18 protein-coding genes are annotated in these 19,779 nt (G+C 65.6%); 15 read left to right on the forward strand and 3 right to left on the reverse strand.

Annotated elements, in window-relative coordinates:
* The first annotated feature begins 96 nt into the window (after positions 1-96).
* Together LE197_RS02105 and hrpA are read left to right on the forward strand one after the other, a co-directional pair.
* Entirely contained in the window at positions 97-306 is a 210-nt protein-coding gene (locus tag LE197_RS02105; protein ID WP_059309699.1) for an addiction module protein, read from the forward strand.
* A 175-nt stretch (positions 307-481) separates the two neighbouring features.
* The gene (gene hrpA, locus LE197_RS02110; RefSeq protein ID WP_059309698.1) at positions 482-4,462 is read left to right on the forward strand and encodes an ATP-dependent RNA helicase HrpA; all 3,981 of its coding nucleotides are present in this window, start codon (positions 482-484) and stop codon (positions 4,460-4,462) included.
* A 72-nt stretch (positions 4,463-4,534) separates the two neighbouring features.
* On the opposite strand, the gene phoA is transcribed toward hrpA, so the two are convergent.
* Entirely contained in the window at positions 4,535-5,965 is a 1,431-nt protein-coding gene (phoA, locus tag LE197_RS02115) for an alkaline phosphatase (protein ID WP_033968628.1), read from the reverse strand.
* 204 nt (positions 5,966-6,169) lie between these two features.
* Here phoA and LE197_RS02120 point away from each other — a divergent pair, with 204 nt between their 5' ends.
* The 6 genes from LE197_RS02120 (at position 6,170) to LE197_RS02145 (ending at position 13,441) form a co-directional block, all read left to right on the forward strand.
* On the forward strand, positions 6,170-6,607 hold the full coding sequence (locus LE197_RS02120; RefSeq protein WP_003105490.1) for an HIT family protein: 438 nt from the start codon (positions 6,170-6,172) through the stop codon (positions 6,605-6,607).
* Between the two features lie 228 nt (positions 6,608-6,835).
* On the forward strand, positions 6,836-8,902 hold the full coding sequence (gene tssI, locus LE197_RS02125; protein ID WP_059309697.1) for a type VI secretion system tip protein TssI/VgrG: 2,067 nt from the start codon (positions 6,836-6,838) through the stop codon (positions 8,900-8,902).
* Positions 8,903-8,911: 9 nt separating this feature from the next.
* Complete coding sequence (locus LE197_RS02130) at positions 8,912-9,724, forward strand: DUF4123 domain-containing protein (RefSeq protein WP_058017280.1); 813 nt, start codon at positions 8,912-8,914, stop codon at positions 9,722-9,724.
* On the forward strand, positions 9,721-10,242 hold the full coding sequence (locus tag LE197_RS02135; protein ID WP_031641002.1) for a DUF3304 domain-containing protein: 522 nt from the start codon (positions 9,721-9,723) through the stop codon (positions 10,240-10,242). The genes LE197_RS02130 and LE197_RS02135 overlap by 4 nt, the downstream gene beginning before the upstream one ends.
* Positions 10,227-10,784, forward strand: coding sequence for a DUF3304 domain-containing protein (locus tag LE197_RS02140; protein ID WP_071575258.1), 558 nt, complete (start codon positions 10,227-10,229; stop codon positions 10,782-10,784). The genes LE197_RS02135 and LE197_RS02140 overlap by 16 nt, the downstream gene beginning before the upstream one ends.
* 533 nt (positions 10,785-11,317) lie before the next feature.
* The gene (locus LE197_RS02145) at positions 11,318-13,441 is read left to right on the forward strand and encodes a T6SS phospholipase effector Tle1-like catalytic domain-containing protein (RefSeq protein ID WP_375080379.1); all 2,124 of its coding nucleotides are present in this window, start codon (positions 11,318-11,320) and stop codon (positions 13,439-13,441) included.
* A gap of 39 nt (positions 13,442-13,480) precedes the next feature.
* Here the strand turns inward: LE197_RS02145 and LE197_RS02150 are convergent, their stop codons facing one another.
* On the reverse strand, positions 13,481-13,894 hold the full coding sequence (locus LE197_RS02150; protein ID WP_058017281.1) for a hypothetical protein: 414 nt from the start codon (positions 13,892-13,894) through the stop codon (positions 13,481-13,483).
* Positions 13,895-13,973: 79 nt separating this feature from the next.
* Here LE197_RS02150 and LE197_RS02155 point away from each other — a divergent pair, with 79 nt between their 5' ends.
* The gene (locus LE197_RS02155; protein ID WP_073649430.1) at positions 13,974-14,477 is read left to right on the forward strand and encodes a cysteine hydrolase family protein; all 504 of its coding nucleotides are present in this window, start codon (positions 13,974-13,976) and stop codon (positions 14,475-14,477) included.
* Positions 14,478-14,480: 3 nt separating this feature from the next.
* On the opposite strand, the gene LE197_RS02160 is transcribed toward LE197_RS02155, so the two are convergent.
* Positions 14,481-14,996: an ankyrin repeat domain-containing protein gene (locus tag LE197_RS02160; protein WP_059309696.1), complete on the reverse strand. Its 516-nt coding sequence runs from the start codon at positions 14,994-14,996 to the stop codon at positions 14,481-14,483.
* A gap of 490 nt (positions 14,997-15,486) precedes the next feature.
* Between LE197_RS02160 and LE197_RS02165 the strand changes: the two genes are divergently transcribed.
* The 6 genes from LE197_RS02165 to LE197_RS02190 all read left to right on the forward strand — a co-directional run bounded on the left by LE197_RS02165 (position 15,487) and on the right by LE197_RS02190 (position 19,779).
* On the forward strand, positions 15,487-16,608 hold the full coding sequence (locus LE197_RS02165; RefSeq protein ID WP_033968638.1) for a beta-ketoacyl-ACP synthase III: 1,122 nt from the start codon (positions 15,487-15,489) through the stop codon (positions 16,606-16,608).
* Positions 16,609-16,610: 2 nt separating this feature from the next.
* Entirely contained in the window at positions 16,611-17,222 is a 612-nt protein-coding gene (locus tag LE197_RS02170; RefSeq protein WP_003091628.1) for an RNA polymerase sigma factor, read from the forward strand.
* A complete protein-coding gene (locus tag LE197_RS02175) occupies positions 17,216-17,455 on the forward strand; it encodes an anti-sigma factor family protein (RefSeq protein ID WP_033968640.1) in 240 nt (79 codons plus the stop codon). The genes LE197_RS02170 and LE197_RS02175 overlap by 7 nt, the downstream gene beginning before the upstream one ends.
* A gap of 405 nt (positions 17,456-17,860) precedes the next feature.
* A complete protein-coding gene (locus LE197_RS02180; RefSeq protein ID WP_059309695.1) occupies positions 17,861-18,175 on the forward strand; it encodes a hypothetical protein in 315 nt (104 codons plus the stop codon).
* Positions 18,176-18,193: 18 nt separating this feature from the next.
* Positions 18,194-19,048: a DUF692 domain-containing protein gene (locus tag LE197_RS02185; protein ID WP_033975467.1), complete on the forward strand. Its 855-nt coding sequence runs from the start codon at positions 18,194-18,196 to the stop codon at positions 19,046-19,048.
* Positions 19,045-19,779, forward strand: coding sequence for a DUF2063 domain-containing protein (locus tag LE197_RS02190; protein WP_033968645.1), 735 nt, complete (start codon positions 19,045-19,047; stop codon positions 19,777-19,779). The genes LE197_RS02185 and LE197_RS02190 overlap by 4 nt, the downstream gene beginning before the upstream one ends.

A 19,779-nucleotide genomic window follows, 5' to 3' on the forward strand; every position in this document is an offset into this window, starting at 1 on the left:
GCCGATGCGGGGCTTCTTCGTTGCAGGCAGTCGGTTGCGGGGGGAGCGGGCCTGTGCGGGCATGCCTGTAGCGCATCACCTGTCGGAGGAAACCCCATGGCCCGCCTCGATCCCACCCTGGCCGAAGAAATACGCCGTCTGCCGATCAGCCGGCGTCTGGAACTGATCGAGGCATTGCTGGATCGCGCCGGCCCCGAGGTGGAGCGCCAATGGCTGCGAGTGGCCGAGGTGCGCCTCGCCGACTGCCGGGCGGGCACCGCCGATCCGCTGCCGCTGGCCGAGGTGCTCAAGCGACTGGGGCGCTGAGAGGGCCATCGCCCACCAGCAGCCTCGGCCGTATCGCGGCAGCGAGCGTTAACCGGGATTCGTCCTCTTCCGCTCAAATCTGCGACAATTCCGAATATTTTTCGCCTCGGCAGTGGCCGGAGCTTCTTTCCGTCCTCCGCGACTGCGGCACGCTCACAGCATTCGAAAAGCCTAGATGACCGACCAGACTCCTTCCCTCGACCAACTCGTCCGGCGCCTCGACCAGGCCCAGATCAGCGACCGCCACCGCCTGCGCCGGCAGCTTCACGAACTGCGCAAGCAGCCCGACGACGCGCGCCTGGCGCAGTGGGTCGAGCGCTTCCAGGCATCCTGCGCCAAGGTCGAGGCGCGGCGCGCCAGCGTGCCGGTGATCCGCTACGACGACAGCCTGCCGATCGCCGCCAAGCGCGACGAGATCAAGGCCGCCATCGCCGCCCACCAGGTGGTGGTGATCGCCGGCGAGACCGGCTCGGGCAAGACCACCCAGTTGCCGAAGATCTGCCTGGAGCTGGGTCGCGGCATCCACGGCCTGATCGGCCATACCCAGCCGCGTCGGCTGGCGGCGCGCAGCGTGGCGACGCGGGTCGCGGAAGAGATCGGCACGCCGCTGGGCGCGCTGGTCGGCTACCAGGTACGCTTCGAGGACCAGAGCGACGACAGCACCCTGGTCAAGCTGATGACCGACGGCATCCTCCTGGCCGAGACCCAGCACGACCGCTACCTGGAGCGCTACGACACGCTGATCGTCGACGAAGCCCACGAGCGCAGCCTGAATATCGACTTCCTTCTCGGCTACCTGAAGACCCTGTTGCACCGGCGTCCGGACCTGAAGCTGATCATCACCTCGGCGACCATCGACCTGGAGCGTTTCTCCCGGCATTTCGACGGCGCCCCGGTGATCGAGGTTTCCGGCCGCACCTATCCGGTGGAGACCTGGTACCGGCCGCTGGCGGCGGAAACCGACGAGGAGGGCAACCGGGTCGAGGACGACCTGTCGGTGGACCAGGGCATCCTCGCCGCCCTCGACGAGATCGCCGCCCACGAACGCGAGGTCGGCAAGCGGCCCGGCGACGTGCTGGTGTTCCTCCCCGGCGAGCGGGAGATCCGCGACGCCGCGGAGATGCTGCGCAAGGCCAACCTGCGCCACACCGAGGTACTGCCGCTGTACGCGCGACTGACCCCGGCCGAGCAGCAGAAGATCTTCCAGCCGCGCCCGGGACGCAAGATCGTGCTGTCCACCAACGTCGCGGAAACCTCGCTGACGGTACCGGGCATCCGTTACGTGATCGACAGCGGCACCGCGCGGATCAGCCGCTACAGCTACCGCGCCAAGGTCCAGCGGCTGCCCATCGAGGCGGTATCGCAGGCCAGCGCCAACCAGCGCAAGGGCCGTTGCGGACGGGTCGAGCCGGGCATATGCGTGCGTCTCTACAGCGAGGAGGACTTCAACGCGCGTCCGGCCTTCACCGACCCGGAAATCCTCCGCACCAACCTGGCCGCGGTGATCCTCCAGATGCTGCACCTGCGCCTCGGCGACATCGAGGCGTTCCCCTTCATCGAGCCGCCGGACGGCAAGGCGATCAAGGACGGCTTCACCCTTCTGCAGGAACTGTCGGCGGTCAACCGCGAAGGCCAGCTGACCCCGCTGGGGCGCCAACTGGCGCGCCTGCCGATCGACCCGAGGCTCGGCCGCATGCTGCTGGAGGCTGCCCAGCAGGGTAGCCTCGAGGAAGTGTTGACGGTGGCCAGCGCGCTGTCCGTGCAGGACCCGCGCGAGCGTCCGGTGGAGCGGCAGCAGGCCGCCGACCAGGCGCACGCGCAATGGAAGGACCCGGATTCCGACTTCGCCGCGCTGATCAATCTCTGGCGTGGCTTCGAGGAGCAGCGCCAGGCGCTGGGCTCCAACGCCCTGCGCAGCTGGTGCCGGAAAAACTTCCTCAACTACCTGCGCCTGCGCGAGTGGCGCGACGCCCACCGCCAACTGACCCTGATCTGCCGCGAACTGAAGCTGCCGTTCGGGCGCCCGGCCAAGGCCGAGGCGCGCAAGCCGGAGGCGAAGAAAGGCGCGTCGGCCGACAACGAACGCGTGGTACCGGGGATCGATTACGCGGCGGTCCACAAGGCGATCCTGTCCGGCCTGCTCAGCCAGATCGGGCAGAAGGCCGAGGAAGGCGACTACCTCGGCGCTCGCCAGCGACGTTTCTGGATCCATCCGTCCAGCGGCATCGCTCGCAAGCGCCCGCAATGGATCATGGCCGCGGAACTGGTGGAGACCACCAAGCTGTTCGCCCGAATGGTCGCGAAGATCGAGCCGGACTGGCTGGAGCCGCTGGCCGGGCACCTGATCAAGACCAACCACTTCGAGCCGCACTGGGAGAAGCGTCGCGGCCAGGTGGTGGCGTTCGAGCAGGTCACCCTCTACGGCCTCATCGTCATCGGTCGACGTCCGGTGCACTACGGTCCGATCGACCCGCCGGTGGCGCGCGAGCTGTTCATCCGCGAAAGCCTGGTGCGCGGCGAGATCAACAGTCGTGCCAAGTGCCTGAGCGCCAACCGGCAGTTGCTGGAAAAGCTCGACGAACTGGAAGCCAAGGCACGCCGGCGCGACATCCTGGCCGACGAGGAAACCCTATTCGCCTATTACGACGCGCGCCTGCCGGCGGATATCTACCAGACCGCCAGTTTCGAGAAATGGTACGCCCGCGAGCGACAGAACCAGCCGGACCTGCTGCTGATGCGCGAGGAAGACGTGCTGGCCCGCGAAGCCAGCGAAGTCACTGCGGCGCAGTACCCGGATCGCCTGCGCCTGGGCGATCTGCACCTGTCGCTGAGCTACCAGTTCGAGCCCGGCACCGCGCGCGACGGCGTCACCGTGCGGGTACCGGCGCCGCTGCTGCCGCAATTGCCGGCCGAACGCATCGACTGGCTGGTGCCCGGCCTGCTCTACGACAAGGCGGTGGCGCTGGTGCGCAACCTGCCGAAGGCGATCCGCAAGAGCTTCGTGCCGGTACCGGACTTCGTCCGTGCCGCCCTGGAGCGCATCACCTTCGGCGAAGGTTCGCTGCCGCAGGCGCTGGGCCGCGAGCTTCAGCGCATGACCGGCGTGCGGGTAGCCGACGAGGCCTGGGCCGAGGCGGCGACGCAGTTGGACGATCACCTGCGGATGAACATCGAGGTGGTCGACGCCCAGGGCAAGTTCCTCGGCGAGGGCCGCGACCTGGCCGAACTCACCGCGCGTTTCGCCGAAGCCAGCCAGGCGGCCCTGGCGATTCCCCAGGCCGACAAGGAACAGCAGCGTCCGGTGGAGGCCAAGGCCTTCGCCAGCGTCGCCGAGAAGGCCCAGCAGAAGGTCGCCGGATTATCGATGACGGTATACCCGGCGCTGGTGGAGGAGCAGGGCGAGGTCAAGGAAGGGCGCTTCCCGACCCAGGCCGAGGCCGACTACCAACACCGCCGCGCCCTGCAACGACTGCTGTTGCAGCAACTGGCCGAGCCGGCCAAGTACCTGCGCGCCAAGCTACCGGGGCAGACCGAGATGGGCCTGCTGTACCGCGAGCTGGGACGGGTCGAGGCGCTGGTCGAGGACATCCTCCTGGCCAGTCTCGACAGTTGCGTGCTGCAGGGCGAAAGCCTGCCGCGCGACGGCGCCGCCCTGGCCGCGCTGGCCGAGCGCAAGCGCGCTGCCTGGAACGAGCACGCCGAGCGCCTGGCACGCCTGGTGCTGGATATCCTCAAGCTCTGGCACGGCCTGCAGAAGCGCTTCAAGGGCAAGGTCGAGCTGGCCATGACGGTGCCGCTGAACGACGTCAAGGGCCAGCTGGCCAACCTGGTGTACCCAGGGTTCGTCCGTGCCACCCCGCTGGAGTGGTTGAAGGAGTATCCGCGTTACCTCAAGGCCATCGAGCAGCGCCTGGACAAGGTCGCCGGCCAGGTCCAGCGCGACCGGGTGTGGAGCGGCGAGCTGGGCGAACTCTGGGCGCAATACCAGGCGCGCCTCGCCAAGCACGCCCAGGAAGGCAAGCGCGACGCCGAGTTGCAGGTGTATCGCTGGATGCTGGAGGAGTACCGGGTCTCGCTGTTCGCCCAGCAACTGGGGACCCGGCTGCCGGTCTCGGACAAGCGCCTGGCCAAGCAGTGGAGCCAGGTCGAGGGCTAGTTCCAGGGGTACCGCGCGAAATGAAAAAGGCGCGCCGGTCGAAACCGGCGCGCCTTTTTCGTTCTGGTCCGATCAGTCGCGCAGGTTCAGTGCGCGACGGATGGTGAAGAACAGGTCGGTCTGGTCGGTCAGGCCGGTGACATTGGCGGCCTGCGGGCCGTAGGCGGCGATGCGCAACTGGGTGCCGGTGTGCTCCTGGGAACCTTCCTCGGAGTTGCCGTAGCTGATCGCCAGCGGCGCGCCGTCCTTGGTCGTGAGCAGTTGGGTCAGCCCTGGCGCGGCGGTTTCCGGCGGGATGATCTGGCTGGAGTGGGCGTGGTCGGCGGTGACGATCACCAGGGTCTCGCCATCGGCCTTGGCGAAGGCCAGGGCCTTCTGCACGGCTTCGTCGAGGTCGACGGTCTCGCCGATCTGGCCGCACGGATTCGCGGCGTGGTCCTGCTTGTCGATGGACGCGCCCTCGACCTGCAGGAAGAAGCCGTTCGGATTGTCCTTCAGCAGCTCGATGGCCTTGCTGGTCATTTGCGCCAGGGTCGGGATGTCGGCGGTGCGCTTCGGGTTCGCCTCGCAGCTCACCGCCGGCTGGTTCAGGTTGCCGTGGTAGGTGGCGGTCGGACCGAGCCAGCGCACCGGCATGTTGCCTGGCGCGAACAGGCCGATCAGCGGCTGCTTCTGATTGGCGCGGCGCACGGCTTTCAGTTCGTCGAGGTTCTCGACGATCCGGTAGCCGCGGGCTTCGGCCTGGGCGCGGAGGGTCTTGCCGGCATAGCGGCCAGCCTTGGCGGTTTCCGCGAAGGTCGCGGCACCGCCGCCGAGGACCACGTCAGGGCGGGTCTTCAGCCACTGCTCGGTGATCGAGCCGGCGCCGTCGTTCTCCAGGGCATTGCTCGGGCACTGCTTGCTGGTGGCCTCGGGACCGTAGCACTTGCGAGCGGTGACGTGGGCGAGCAGGGCGGCGGGGGTGGCGTCCTGCAGCTCGGCGGTGGAGACGTTACCGGTGGCCTTGCCGTTGAGCTTGGCCAGCTCCAGCAGGTTGCGGTGCGGCTGTTCGTGGATATCCACGCCGATCGCGCCATTGTACGACTTGACCCCGGTGGCCCAGGCGGTGGCGGAGGCGGCGGAATCGGTCACGTAGTCCGGCAGGCCGCTGTCCTTGTGCAGGGAGTAGTGGGTGTACTGGCCGGTCAGCGGCAGCGCGTCGATGCCCTTGAAGTAGCCGCCCGCGCCGCGCGCGTAGTTGCGCGCCACGGTGATCTCGGAGTCGCCCATGCCGTCGCCGATCAGCAGGATCACGTTCTTCGCCTTCTTCTTCGACAGCGACTGCTTCAGGGCCTGGGTCAGGTCCTGCTCGACGCGTCGTGCGCCGCCGTATTCGCTGAGTTCGCCACGGGCCTGGCGGTTGAACAGCGACGGATCGTCCTGGCGCGCCTGGGCCGGCAAGGCGCTGCCGAGCACGGCCATGGAGACGGCAAGAGAGAGGGCGAGGGGATAACCTGGGGTCATGACGCATTTCCCTATGTTGAGGAGGTGACTGTGCGAGACGGCGGGGCCATCCGGCGAGTGCTACGAAAGTAGGGAAGGGTGATGACGGGCTTGTGACAATTTCTTTCGAAGTGTGTGGAGCGCGCGACGCATCACGTCGTGACGAGCGGGGAGCGAGCCGGTATGGTGCGCAGGTCTATTCCGGTTCGTTCAAGGAAAGCCTCCATGAGTCTGCACGGCGTTTACGATTCCCAGAACATCTTCGCCAAGATCATTCGCGGCGAAGCTCCCTGCTACAAGGTCTACGAAGACGAGGACGTGCTCGCCTTCCTCGATCTGTTCCCGCAGTCCTACGGGCATACCCTGGTGATTCCCAAGCACGCCGAGGCGCGCAACCTGCTCGAGATCGATGCGCAGAACCTGGCCAAGGTCATGGCCGTGGTCCAGCGCCTGACCCGCGCCCTGGTCGAGGAGGTGCAGCCGGACGGCGTGCAGGTCGCCCAGTTCAACGGCGCCCCCGCCGGGCAGACGGTCTTCCACATCCATTTCCACGTCATCCCGCGCTTCAGCGGCGAGAACCTCGGCATCCATGCGGCGAAGCAGGGCGACCCGGAAGTGCTCGCACAACTTCAGGAGCGTCTGGCGCAGCGTCTGCAAGGCTGATTGCGCATGGGCCGGCCCGGGTCGGGGGCGGTCCTTCGCTCGTCGGATTTCTCTGAAATGTTTTGTTACATACTGTCGAGACTCAGGCGCGCCGCGGTTTTCCGGCGATGTGCGCAACAATTTGCACAGTTTTTTTGACGTAGCATCCGCGCGATCACGCACTTCGGATCGAGCACGGCGAACAGGGACGCCAGCCGTGCAGGTTTTTCGAGAAACAGGGGACAGCGGATGTTCAACCCGGCCAACCAGACCCACTTCAGCCTCAGCCTCGACGGCCTCGCGCACGACCTGCAGGTCCTCGAATTCAGCGGCCACGAAGGCATCAGCCGGCCCTACCGCTTCGAACTCGAACTGGTCAGCGAGCGCGCCGGCCTCGACCTCGAAGCGCTCATGCACCGACCCGCCTTCCTCGCCTTCACCCCGCAGGGCCAGGGCGTCCACGGGCTGGTCTACGGCGCCGCCCAGGCCGACGCGGGCAAGCGCCTGACCCGCTATCGCCTCACCCTCGTGCCGCAACTGGCCTACCTCGCGCAGCGCAACAACCAGCGCATCTTCCAGCACCTCACGGTGCCGCGGATCGTTGCCCTGATCCTCGAGGAGCACGGCATCCTCGCCGACGCCTACCGCTTCCAGCTCGGCACCCGGTATCCCGAGCGCGAATACTGCGTGCAGTACGACGAAAGCGACCTGCATTTCGTCCAGCGCCTCTGTGCCGAAGAGGGCATCCATTTTCATTTCCGGCACAGCGCCGAGGCGCACCTGCTGGTGTTCGGCGACGACCAGACGGTGTTCCCCCGCCTGGGCCGTCCCACCGCCTACGTGCACGACAGCGGGCTGGTCGCCGACGAACCGGTGATCAAGCGCTTCAGCCTGCGCCTGGCCAGCCGCACCACGCGCACCACCCGCCGCGACTACGACTTCGAGAAGCCGCGCCTGCTGCTGGAGGCCGGCAACCGCCCGGCTGCCGACGCCCCGGCCGAGCCGGACCTGGAGGACTACGACTACCCCGGCCGCTTCGTCGACCGCCAGCGCGGCAAGCTGCTCAGCCAGCGCGCCCTGGAGCGCCACCGCGCCGATCGGCGCCTGGGCGAAGGGGTCAGCGACCAGCCGCTGCTGGTCAGCGGGCACTTCCTGGAGATCGCCGAGCACCCGCGCGCGGAGTGGAACGACCTCTGGCTGCTCAGCGAAATCTTCCACGAAGGCAAGCAGCCGCAGGTGCTGGAAGAGAACGTCACCTCCGACATGTCGGCCAGCACGGACGACTTCCAGCAGGGCTACCGCAACCGCTTCCTCGCCACGCCCTGGGAGGTGTTCTTCCGCCCACCGCTGGAGCACCCGAAGCCGCGCGTGCTGGGCAGCCAGACCGCGGTGGTGACCGGCCCGCCGGGCGAGGAAATCCACTGCGACCGCTACGGCCGGGTCAGGGTGCAGTTCCATTGGGACCGTGAGGGCCAGGGCGACGACAAGAGCAGTTGCTGGCTGCGCGTAGCCAGCGGTTGGGCCGGCAACGGCTATGGCGGCATCGTCATTCCGCGGGTCGGCATGGAAGTGCTGGTGGACTTCCTCGAAGGCGATCCCGACCAGCCGCTGGTCAGCGGCTGCGTCTACCACGCCGCCCACCCGGTGCCCTACGAGTTGCCGGCGAACCAGGCCCGCAGCGTCTTCAAGAGCCTCAGCAGCCCTGGCGGCGGTGGCTACAACGAGCTGCGCATCGAGGATCGCAAGGGCCAGGAACAGATCTTCGTCCATGCCCAGCGCGACTGGGACGAGAACATCGAGCACGACCAGAAGATCCGCGTCGGCCACGAGCGCCACGACACCGTGGAGGCGAACAGCTACAGCGAGTTCAAGGCCGAGGAGCATCACACCGTGCACGGCGAGCGCAAGGTCGAACTGAAGGCCGATGACCACCTGACGGTCGGCGACAGCCAGCACATGAAGCTCGGTCGTGCCTACCTGGCCAAGGCCGGGCGCGAAATCCACCTGAAGGCCGGGCAGAAGATGGTGATCGAGGCCGACAGCGAACTGACGGTGAAGGCCGGCGGCAGCTTCATCCGGCTCGACGCCAGCGGCATCGCCATCAGCGGCCCGCTGGCACGGATCAATGCCGGCGGCGCGCCGGGCAGCGGCTCGGGGATTGCGATCAAGATGCCGCGAGTGCCGGGCATGGCCGACCAGGACAGCCCCGGCGCGCCACCCGAGGCGGTCGCGGCCAACCTGCCGCCGCGACAACCGGTTTGCGAAGAGTGCCTGCTACAGGCGAAGAAAAGAGGCCAGGCGCTCGCCGAGCGCTGAGGAACTGCTATGACGCCGAACCCCCGCCACTGGGCCCGCGAGCTGTGGCTGCGCTCCCGCGATCGCGGCTTGCAGACCCACATCGATGTGTTGGTCGATGCCACCGGGCTGGACGACTATCCCTTGCTCGCCGAGCATGCGCGGCAAAGCGATCCTCCGGCGCTGTTCAAATTGCTGGAGCAAACCCCGGAGGCCGCCCTGGCCGACGAGGGTCCGCTGCTGCTGCGCCTGGAAGACGGCCACGCGGCCTGGCTGGACGAGCTGCTCGAGCGCATCGACTGCCGCCACCACCTGATGCTCCTGTTCAGCCCCTGGTCGTTGCCGCGCCTGGGCGAGCACCTGCGCAGCTGTACCCAGGCCGAGTGGAACCAGGGCCGTTCCAGCGGCGTGCTGCGTTTCTACGAGCCGGGCCTGTTCATGGCCGTCAGCGACATGCTCGCCCCCCGGCAGAGCCGCTACCTGCATGCCCCGGTTTCCAGCTGGCACTGGCTGGACCGCGACGGCCGGCCGAGGGAGCTGGCCGGTCATTACCAGGCCCACGAGGCGCCGCCGCTGCAAGCGGTCCTCCGCCTGGAAGCGCATCAGGTCGCTGCCTTGCGCGCCTGGAGCGAGGCCGAAGCCTACCGCCGCGAATACTTCGTGCTGCCCCGCGATCATGGCCTGGGCAGCCAGGAAAGCCTGCTCCAGCATCTGGTCCAGGCGCACCTGGCCGCCGACCGCCAGGGCGTGCAGGACTTCGACCAGCGCGACGCCTTCGTCGCCCAGTGGTTGCGCGAACAGACTCCCGGCCCCGGCTTCTGCCCGGGAGCGAGTCGCGCATGAACGGGCGCGGCATCGGCCTTCCCGCCCTGCTTCTGGGGACCCTGCTGGCCGCGGGCTGCCAGAGCGGGCCGGACATGCTGGCGGCGCCGGTGATGGGTTACAACCATACGTCCGCGGCGATCAATGGGTTTTCGGTGAATGGGGCGGGTGGACCACATTTAGGCCCTTATCAGGGGGATGGTAGCCAGGTTTGTTGCGGAGCGATTCCAAAGAAGTGGAATCCAAATTTGAAAGCTGTCGTCGAATGGGAGAAAGATCCCAGACCGCGCGCCGCTATAAGGCGAGATAGATATGGACGGCTGGATAAAGATGATTACTTGAGACATGCCGCAAGCTACACCCGGCACAAGATGATCGTGGATATACCTAGGTATGGTGAAAACGTATGCTTGTTGCAGGTGCATTTCCTCCCGTGCGACCAGATCGCAGTCTCAACAACCTGTTATAGCCCGGGTCATCCAGAGTATCCAGATAGAAAGTATTTTCAGAAGAGGGGGCGTTCATGCAAAAGCTCTTGAATGCAAAGGGCCCAAGGAGGCCTGTTCGGCTGATTTTTTTGATGGCTGGATTTTTATTTTTACACGCATGCCAGGCAGGCCCCGATATGGTGTCCATTCCTATCGGAGGATACAATCACACTTCGGCAGCTATTAACAAGTTTAGTGTGAATGGGGCCGGAGGGCCAAATATCGGTCCATTTCAGGGGGGCGGATCGCAAGTATGTTGCGGTACCATTCCTAGAGTTTGGATGCCTGGTTTAAAGGCCGTTGTAGTGTGGGAAGTGGATCCAGATCCGAAGTCTTACGCGCAGTGGTCGGAACCAATGTTTTCAGATGAATGGATAGCTCGTATGGAGACTCAAAGAAGAGAGTATATCCATCATGAAGCGGTTGTTGATATACCCCGCTATGATAGTGAGAGAGTTTGCTCGCTGAAAGTGCATTTTCTTCCATGCGAGAAAGTGGCGGTCTCAACTACCTGTTATGCTCCATCCCATCCTGATTATCCGGATAAGGAATATTTTAAAATTAAGGAGGGTTCAGCATGCCAGAGTCAATGAGTATGAAGCAGGGTGAGCCTGCCGCCGAGGTACTCATTGCCCCCTCGTATCCTCCAGAAGGGCATATTCCATTTAGCCCTGATAAGGTGCTAAGAAATATATCAAGTCAACTTCTTGATGAGCGGAGGTTTTCTGGTTATCAGCGGGAAAAAGATATTTCTGAAGAGAAAGAGTATAGTGGTGCACCTTGTTGTAAAGTGTTGCGAATTACACTGGCTTTTGATGGGACAAATAATAATGAGAAGGCCGATGGCGCATCGATTCCACCATCTTGTAGTAATGTGGCTAAATTGTTTCATGCTAGCATCGGTTCTGAGGGTGGTTTGATTAGAACGGGCTATTCGTGTTATTACTGTCCTGGTGTTGGTACCGTGTTTCCAGATGTTAATGAGTACACTCCGTCGAGTTTTGGCTTGATTGGAGCACAGGGCGGAGAAAATAGAATCAATTGGATGCTTACTAGGCTTCTTGATGCTTTGTCCCTTGCTCTGGATTTGGAGGAAGTTTCCGAGACTCAAAAGTTAGTTGAGGCAATGTCCACCAATTGGACCATCAATACCCTCAGTGGTGGTTTACTGGAAAACGGCGAGAAAAAACGCCGAACCGCCTTGGAGCCCAAACTCAAGGAACTCGAGGGCAAGCTTCGGCAACGTCAGGAGTCCGAGCAGAAACCGCATATCCTGGCCATGCGCCTGTATGTCTATGGTTTTTCTCGTGGGGCGGCAGAGGCACGGACCTTCGCCAACTGGTTGCAGGAGCTGACCCGGCTCAGCGGTGCCGACGGTCGGGTGGAATACCGCTTCGCCGGCCTGCCGATCTCGATCGAGTTCCTCGGCCTTTTCGATACCGTGGCGGCAGTTGGGCTGGCGGATAGTGCGCCGTTCGCTGCCGGGCATATGGATTGGGCCGACGACACCATGCGGCTGCCTGACGATGCCCAGACCCAGTGTCTGCCGACCACCCTACCGGAAGACTGCGCTTTTCTGAAACGTTGTGTACACCTGATTTCCTGTCATGAGCAGCGCGCCAGTTTTCCGCTGGATTCGATTCGCCGTCGTGATATGGATGCCAACGGACGTCGCACGGGACCATCCCGTTATCGGCAGGGGACGGTGGAGTATGCCTATCCAGGAGTTCACTCCGATGTGGGCGGGGGTTACGGTATTGGAAACCAAGGGAAAGCGGTTGGTGGCTTGAAATTGCTGTTGTCTCAAATTGCTCTTCAGCATATGTACGCTGAAGCTTTCGAGGCGGGAGCGCCGTTACAAGTCCCTCGTGCGGCGTTACATCCTGACTTCCACGAAAAGTGGAGAGAAATTGATGATGAGGTTCTGTTTGAATTTGTCGTCTCCGAAGAACTCGCCACCCGTTTCAACGCCTGGCAGGCCCAGGCCAAGGCCGGCACCCTGGAAGAGGTGATCCGTCGCGAGACCGCGTTGATCACCGCCTGGCGCATCGACCGCTATGCCGGCGGCCTGCGCAACAAGGCGTTCTTCGCCAATGTCCCGCCGGACATGCCGGAAGCCCAGCAGAAGGCCTGGGAGGCCCTGCACAAGCGGCGTAGCCGGGAGTACGCGGCCGCCCAGCAGGACAAGCCGCTCCCGCCGATGAGCGCCGGCGAAGAGGCGGAGTGGGATCGCAACGTGGCGCTGATCGGCGGCGAGGACAAACTGCGCGACCTGCGGGTGGAGAAGCAGTTCGACCCGCCGCTGGACCAGCGCCAACTCCTCGGCGCCGCCGCCGAATTCGCCCATGACTACAAGGGCGATTGGGGTGTGCTCGACGACGGCATGACGGTGGGGGGAGTGATCGACCTGTTGCTCGGCGGCACCGTATTCCTGATCAACGAGGAAGACGAAGCCGAGGAGTACAGCCAGATCCACCGCGACGGCAGCGCGCGCTACCACCAGTTGTTCAGTGCTCCCGACCGGGTGGCGCCGGGCCAGGAAAAGCTGGTGGCGCTGTTCGACGAACAGGTGCACGACTCCCGCGCCTGGTTCATGAACACTTCGGCGATAGGCCCGCGAGAACCTTTCACCGACTACTTCCGCTATCGCCTGGTGCATTTCGACAACGAGTCGAACAAGCGGCTCTCGGTGCTGGCCACCGCCGGGCGGGTGGTAGGCGTCGGGGTGATGCTGGCCAGCGTCGGCCTCAGCATCAAGCGCCGCGATCCGCGGATGCTGCTCGGGCTGTTCCTGCCATCGCTGGCGCGTCCGCTGCTGAGCGGCAAGGTCGGCCTGCCGGAGATCAGCGCCTTCGACCCGCTGACCGGGATCGCCTTGCCGATGGTCGGCGGGGCGGCGCTGGACAACCTGCGGGCCTTCACCCGCGAGCCCGGCGACAAGGTCGAGCAGATCGGCCGGTTGCCGCCACCGCCGCCGCTGGCGGTCGCGGCGGTGCAATCGCCCGCATTGCAGCAGGTGCTGCTGGCTCAGCAGACCGTGGAGGCGCTCAAGGCGCGCGACCTGGGCAGCCTGGCCGGGCTGGTGGCCAAGGCCGAACTCACCCAGGCGCCCGCGGCGGCGACCCCGGCCTGGCTCGCCGAGGCGAAGCAGGCCTTGCTGGACATGGGCACGGAGCCGGCGCAACCGCCGGGCCCCGGCTCGGCGCCGGGCTGGCTAAAGCGCGGCAAGGACCTGATGGAATCGCTTTGAACCTCGACCGGGCGAACGCGGCCGACCTGTCGCCCCGGATCATTCGGCGCGGATGTCGAACCCGCTGCTGGCCTCGCTGACGATGCGGAAGCGGGCGCTGCCGTCGGCGGCGACCCGGGTTCTCAGCTCGCGGTTCAGCAGGCCCTTGCCGCAGAGGGTGTCGTCCTGGGTATCGATGCCGATACCGACCACATGCTCGCCCGCCGGCACCTGGAAGCTGGCTTCCTCGCCGACGCCGATGCGCGCGGCGATCTGGCGGTCGATAAGGAACGCCACGTAGCAGCCGCCGCCGAGGTAGCCATAGTCGCGGTGGACTTCCAGCCGGCCGCCACCGCTCACCGGTTGTTGGTAGCCGAGCAGGCGTTCGGCGGGGATCGCCCGGGTCTTCTCGGCGGGAACCGAGGAACAGCCGGCTAGGAGGAAAAGGATCGCTACGGCGTACATCGGGCGCATGAAGGCTCTCCGTCGAAAGGTTCCCTCAGGCTAGCCCAGTTCCGCTGGAGCGCGGAGCGACGGGGCGGGGTGGGCTAGAATGCCTGGCCTGTTCTCCCGGAGCCGACTACCGATGCGCCAGGCCCTGCTGATCGTCGACGTGCAACCCTGTTTCGCCCCGCCGGACTGGCTGCTGGAAGGCATCGGCCAATTGCTCGGGCGGATGCCCTCGGTGGCCAGCGTCGAGCGCCATGACGAATCCCGTACGCCGTTCCAGCGCCAGCTCGGCTGGCGACCGCCGCTCGACGATGCCTGCCTGGTGGCGGCCGACCGGATCTTCGTCAAGCATGGTTACCTGCCGACGGCGGAACTCGTCGACCATCTGCGTGCGCTGCGAGCGGAACGGGTGCTGGTCTGCGGCATCCAGGCCGACACCTGCGTGCTCGCCGCCGGCTTCGCCCTGTTCGACGCCGGCCTGCAACCGACCCTGGTCGGCGACCTGGTGCTCGGCTCCTCGCTGGATCGCTCGGGGGAGCTGGGTGTGCGCCTGTGGAAGCATCATTTCGGCCAGGTCGTCAGCCTGGCCGAGGTGCTGGCGGATTGAGGCTCAGTGGGGCCGGCTGAGCAGCGCGACCGTGGCCTCGGCATTCATCATCCGCGCCGCCGCCAGCGGCGTCAGCCCGGCGGCGTCCTGGGCGTCACGACGGGCGCCGTGGGCCAGCAGGCTGGCGGCGACCTCGGCCTGGTTGAACATGGCCGCCATCATCAGTGCGGTCTTGCCGTCGGCCGAGGCGCCCTCGACGTCGGCGCCGCCGGCGAGGAGCAGTTCGACCATCGCCAGGTCGCCCTTGAAGGCAGCGCCGGCCAGCGGCGTCTGCCCGGCCAGGTTGCGCAGGTCCGGGTCGGCCTTGTAGGCCAGCAGCAGGCGTACCGCGTCGGCGTGGCCATGGTAGCTGGCCAGCATCAGCAGGCTGTCGCCCTTGTGGTTGCGCAGGTTCGGTGGCAGGCCCTGTTGCAGCAGTTGCTCGAGGCGCTGGCTATTGCCCTGGCGGGCCAGGTCGAACAGCTGGTGGACGAACTCCTGGGTTTCCATATCCAGTTCTGGGCGAAGGCTATCGGTCATGGGGCTGCTTCCTTGTGAATACCGGGTTTGCCGAATGATAGGTGGCCTTGCCGAGGTGGGCTGTTGAGCATTGCCTATGGGGCGGGTTGGCAAATTCAATCGATGGTTGGGGTGGGAAGGTGCCAGCCTGCTGTGACCGGAAGCCGGCCTGGTTGCGTCGTCTTTACAGTTCGATACGGATATCGGTGGCGAAAACGGGGAAAATAAACCGATCGTGCGCCTATCGGCTGTGCCCGGCGCGCACTCTGGAATATCCTTGTCGCCTTCGATACCACTGAGCGGTGCGCGCGCTTGCCGAAGCGAGGCGGTGGCACACTGCGCAATGGCCGACCTTGTCCGGGCCCTGTACGAAAGCGCGCCGCCAACGTCTTTTCGTAGAGCGCCCGGCATCGCCGCGAGCGAACCCGTTTCCGGTGCCGGCCCCAGGCGGGCACCGCTATGCTTAATCGGCCCCGTTCGACGGCGGCCCAGCGAGAGAAGAGGAACAACTGTGCATAAAGCCGTCATCAGCGGAACCGGTCTTTATACTCCGCCCTACAGCATCTCCAACGATGAGCTGGTGGAGAGCTTCAACACCTTCGTACGCCAGTACAACGACCAGCACGCCGAGGCCATCGCCAAGGGCGAACTGGAGGCGCTGGCCGAGTCCAGCTCGGCGTTCATCGAGAAGGCGTCCGGCATCAAGAGCCGCTTCGTGATGAACAAGGAAGGCATCCTCGACCCGCAGCGCATGGTTCCGTACCTTCCCGAGCGCAGCAACGACGAGTGGTCGATCCTCTGCGAGATGGCCGTGGCCGCTGCCAGGGAGGCGCTGCAGCGTGCCGGCCGCAGCGCCGCCGACATCGACGGGGTGATCGTGGCCTGCTCCAACCTGCAGCGCGCCTACCCGGCGATCGCGGTGGAGGTGCAGGCCGCGCTGGGCATCCAGGGCTACGGCTACGACATGAACGTGGCCTGCTCCTCGGCCACCTTCGGTATCCAGGCCGCCACCACTGCGATCCAGACCGGCCAGGCGCGGGCGATCCTGATGGTCAACCCGGAGATCTGCACCGGCCACCTGAACTTCCGCGACCGCGACAGCCACTTCATCTTCGGCGACGCCTGCACCGCGGTGATCGTCGAGCGCGCCGACCTGGCCGTGTCGAAGCACCAGTTCGACGTCGTCAGCACCAGGCTGCTGACCCAGTTCTCCAACAACATCCGCAACAACTTCGGCTTCCTCAACCGCGCCGACGAGAGCGGTATCGGCAAGCGCGACAAGCTGTTCGTCCAGGAGGGCCGCAAGGTGTTCAAGGATGTCTGCCCGATGGTCGCCGAGCTGATCGGCGAGCACCTGGCGGCCAATGAAATCCAGGTCGCCGAGGTCAAGCGCTTCTGGCTGCACCAGGCCAACCTGAACATGAACCTGCTGATCACCCGCAAGCTGCTCGGTCGCGACGCCGAGGCGCACGAGGCGCCGGTGATCCTCGACAGCTACGCGAATACCAGTTCCGCCGGTTCGGTGATCGCCCTGCACAAGCACCAGGACGACCTGCCCAGCGGCGCCATCGGGGTGCTCAGCTCGTTCGGCGCCGGTTACTCGATCGGTAGCGTGATCCTGCGTAAACACTGATCGTGGCGGCGCCTACCGACGCCGAGCTGCTGCCGCGCCTGCTGGCCGGCGAGCAGCGAGCCTTCCGCGAGCTGGTTGGCGCCTACCAGGGCGCCATGCGGGCCGTGGCCTGGGCGATCATCGGCAGATCGCATACCGAGGAAGTGGTGCAGGACGCCTGGCTCGCGGCGGTTCGCGGGCTGGACGGGTTCCAGGGGCGGTCGAGCCTGAAGACCTGGCTGCTGACCATCACCGCCAATACCGCCAAGAGCCGCTTGCGCCAGGTTCGCCGGGAAGTTTTCCTCGACGACCTGCCAGGGCCCCATGGTACGGTGGATGACCAGCGCTTTGCCGCCGACGGTCACTGGAGCCAGCCGCCGCACGCCTGGCACGAGGATTCGCCGGAAGCCCTGCTCACCGAGGGCGAACTGCGCGATTGCCTGGACAAGACCCTCAACGGTCTGTCCGAACTGCAGCGCAGCGTGCTGACCCTGCGCGAACGCCAGGGCTTGGAGCTGGAGGAAATCCGTGATCTCCTGGATATCACGCTTTCCAATGTCCGGGTGCTGCTGCATCGCGCCCGCCTGAAGGTCTTCGCCACCCTGGAGCATTTCGAGGAGACCGGCCAATGCTGAGTTGCAAGGAACTGGTCGCCCGGTCCAGCGACTTTCTCGATGGGCAACTGGACTTCCGCGGACAACTGGCGGTGCGCAGCCACCTGCTCATGTGCCGGCACTGCCGGCGCTTCATCCGCCAGATGCGCCTGACCCAGGCGACCGTGCGCCATCTGCCGGAAGGGCAGGGGCCGGAACTCGACCGCCTGGCCGCGCAACTCTCCGAGTTGCGCAAGGACACCGCGCGGCGCTGAGCCGGGGTACCTTCGACACCAAGCCGCCGCCCGCGATTCGTGGGCGGCGGCTTTTTCGTTTCCGCTATCCGGCGTGGGCGAACCGAACCCGGCCTGGCGTGGGCGGCTCTCCCTTCCGCGTGACGAGGTCGAGGAGCGCGGCTGGGCTTGGCGGATATCGCTGCGCGATATGCGCCCTACGGAGGGGCGGCAATCCGTTTCGCTGGGCTGGCATTCGAAGTCGAGGAGAATGCCCGGGACCTGGCGAATATCGCCGCCCGATATTTCTCCAGCAGAGGCAATCCCTGAGTTCAGGCAAAGGGACGGGAAATTTTTTTCGACTCCGCTGTAACGCCGCCGGGGGTGCTCCGTCCATTGGGGCGAGGACGCCATACCGGCGCCCGCTACCAACTTCAGGAGTTACCCATGAAAAAGATTTCCCTCGCTTCTTCCGTCGTCGGTGCTGCTCTGCTCGGCGTAGCCAGTGTCGGCGCGCATGCCGCGCAGAATCCCTTCGCCGTGCAGGAGCTGAGCAGCGGCTACAGCGTGGCTGCCGCCGAGAAGGCCAAGGAAGGTTCCTGCGGCGAGGCCAAGTGCGGTGCCGACAAGGGCAAGCGCGAAGCCTCCAAGGCCGGTCATGAAGGCAGCTGCGGTGCGGATCGCAAGACCAAGGAAGGTTCCTGCGGTGGCGAGAAGAAGGCCGGCGAAGGCAACTGCGGCGCCGACAAGAAGAAGTCGTAAGGCCTGAGGAGACGGACCATGCAACGGGAATTCGTCAGCGGCGCCGGGCTAGGCCTGCGTCGCGCGCTGCTGGAGCCGCTCGGCGCCGGCGATGAGGTCCGGGTCGACTTCCTCGAGGTCGCCCCGGAGAACTGGATCGGCATCGGCGGCCGTCTCGGCCGCCAGTTCCGCGAGCTGACCGAGCGCCTGCCGTTCCTCTGCCATGGTCTGTCTCTCAACCTCGGCGGCTACGCCCCGCTGGACATGTCGTTGCTGCGCGCGATCAAGGGCTTCATCGGGCAGCATGACATCCGTGCCTACAGCGAGCACCTGTCGGCCTGCGCCGACGACGGCCAGCTCTACGACCTGATGCCGCTGCCGTTCAGCGACGAATCGGTGCGCCGGGTCGCCGAACGGGTCCGGGTGGTACAGGACGTCCTCGAGCGGCCGTTGATCGTCGAGAACGTCTCGGCGTATGCGCGCTTGCCGGGCGAGCTGGAAGAGGTCGATTTCGTCCGCGCGGTACTGGAGGAAGCCGATTGCCAATTGCTGCTGGACGTCAACAACGTCTACGTCAACGCCTGCAACTTCGGTTTCGACGCCCACGCCTACATCGCCGCGATGCCCAGCCGGAGGATCGCCTACCTGCACATGGCCGGGCACGACGAGCAGGGCGCCAGCCTGAAGATCGACACCCATGGCGCGCCGGTCTGCGATCCGGTCTGGGAACTCCTGGCACATGCCTATGCCTGCCATGGCGAACGCCCGACGCTGCTGGAGCGCGATTTCAACCTCCCGCCACTGAGCGAGCTGTATGCCGAAACCGATCGCATCCGCGAGCTGCAGCGGCGCAGCGCTGAAGCGCAACTGCGCAGCCTGGGGTACGGCACATGAACCACACGACCTTGCAACGGCGTTTCGCCGCGCGTATCCGCGATCCGCAGCAGGCCTTGCCGCCCGGCATCGCGACGGAGCGCATGGCGATCTACGAGGAACTGTTCTTCAACAACCTGGACGGTTTCATCAGCAGCGGGTTCCCGGTCCTGCGCCGGTTGTTCGACGAGCCGCGCTGGCATCGCCTGGTGCGTGCCTTCATGCGCGAGCATCGCTGCCGCACACCGTACTTCAGCCAATTGGGCGAAGAGTTCATCGGCTGGCTGCAGGACGGCTACCGCGCGGAGGAGGGCGATCCGCCCTTCCTGCTGGAGCTGGCTCACTACGAGTGGGTCGAGCTGGCCCTGTCGCTGGCCGAGGCGCCTGTCGAGACGCTGCCGCAGGCCTGGTCGTGGTCGCCACTGGCCTGGCCGCTGGCCTATCGCTGGCCGGTCCATCGCCTGGGGCCGAGCCATCGGCCGATGGAACCGCCGGCCGAACCGACCTGCCTGCTGGTCTGGCGCGATCCGGCGGAGCGGGTGCGCTTCCTGCACCTGTCGCCATTCGCCTATCGCCTCGCGCAGCGCCTGAGCGAGGAGGGGGAGGCGCCGGTGGCGCTGCTGCCGTTGTTGCGCGAGTTGGCCGGAAGCTGTGGCCTGAGCGCCGACGCGGAGTATTTCGAAAATGCCTTCGCCTTGCTGGAGGACTGGCACGCCCAGGGCATCCTCATGGGCGAGGGCGCTCTGGAGTGA

This window comes from Pseudomonas sp. PS1(2021), from assembly GCF_020405165.1.
Classification (GTDB): Bacteria; Pseudomonadota; Gammaproteobacteria; order Pseudomonadales; family Pseudomonadaceae; genus Pseudomonas; species Pseudomonas aeruginosa.

Coding starts and splice junctions, on each gene's coding strand:
- LE197_RS02105 (WP_059309699.1), top strand. CDS start 97: ATGGCCCGCCTCGATCCCACCCTGGCCGAAGAAATACGCCGTCTGCCG.
- hrpA (WP_059309698.1), top strand. CDS start 482: ATGACCGACCAGACTCCTTCCCTCGACCAACTCGTCCGGCGCCTCGAC.
- phoA (WP_033968628.1), bottom strand. CDS start 5,965: ATGACCCCAGGTTATCCCCTCGCCCTCTCTCTTGCCGTCTCCATGGCC.
- LE197_RS02120 (WP_003105490.1), top strand. CDS start 6,170: ATGAGTCTGCACGGCGTTTACGATTCCCAGAACATCTTCGCCAAGATC.
- tssI (WP_059309697.1), top strand. CDS start 6,836: ATGTTCAACCCGGCCAACCAGACCCACTTCAGCCTCAGCCTCGACGGC.
- LE197_RS02130 (WP_058017280.1), top strand. CDS start 8,912: ATGACGCCGAACCCCCGCCACTGGGCCCGCGAGCTGTGGCTGCGCTCC.
- LE197_RS02135 (WP_031641002.1), top strand. CDS start 9,721: ATGAACGGGCGCGGCATCGGCCTTCCCGCCCTGCTTCTGGGGACCCTG.
- LE197_RS02140 (WP_071575258.1), top strand. CDS start 10,227: ATGCAAAAGCTCTTGAATGCAAAGGGCCCAAGGAGGCCTGTTCGGCTG.
- LE197_RS02145 (WP_375080379.1), top strand. CDS start 11,318: ATGTCCACCAATTGGACCATCAATACCCTCAGTGGTGGTTTACTGGAA.
- LE197_RS02150 (WP_058017281.1), bottom strand. CDS start 13,894: ATGCGCCCGATGTACGCCGTAGCGATCCTTTTCCTCCTAGCCGGCTGT.
- LE197_RS02155 (WP_073649430.1), top strand. CDS start 13,974: ATGCCTGGCCTGTTCTCCCGGAGCCGACTACCGATGCGCCAGGCCCTG.
- LE197_RS02160 (WP_059309696.1), bottom strand. CDS start 14,996: ATGACCGATAGCCTTCGCCCAGAACTGGATATGGAAACCCAGGAGTTC.
- LE197_RS02175 (WP_033968640.1), top strand. CDS start 17,216: ATGCTGAGTTGCAAGGAACTGGTCGCCCGGTCCAGCGACTTTCTCGAT.
- LE197_RS02180 (WP_059309695.1), top strand. CDS start 17,861: ATGAAAAAGATTTCCCTCGCTTCTTCCGTCGTCGGTGCTGCTCTGCTC.
- LE197_RS02185 (WP_033975467.1), top strand. CDS start 18,194: ATGCAACGGGAATTCGTCAGCGGCGCCGGGCTAGGCCTGCGTCGCGCG.
- LE197_RS02190 (WP_033968645.1), top strand. CDS start 19,045: ATGAACCACACGACCTTGCAACGGCGTTTCGCCGCGCGTATCCGCGAT.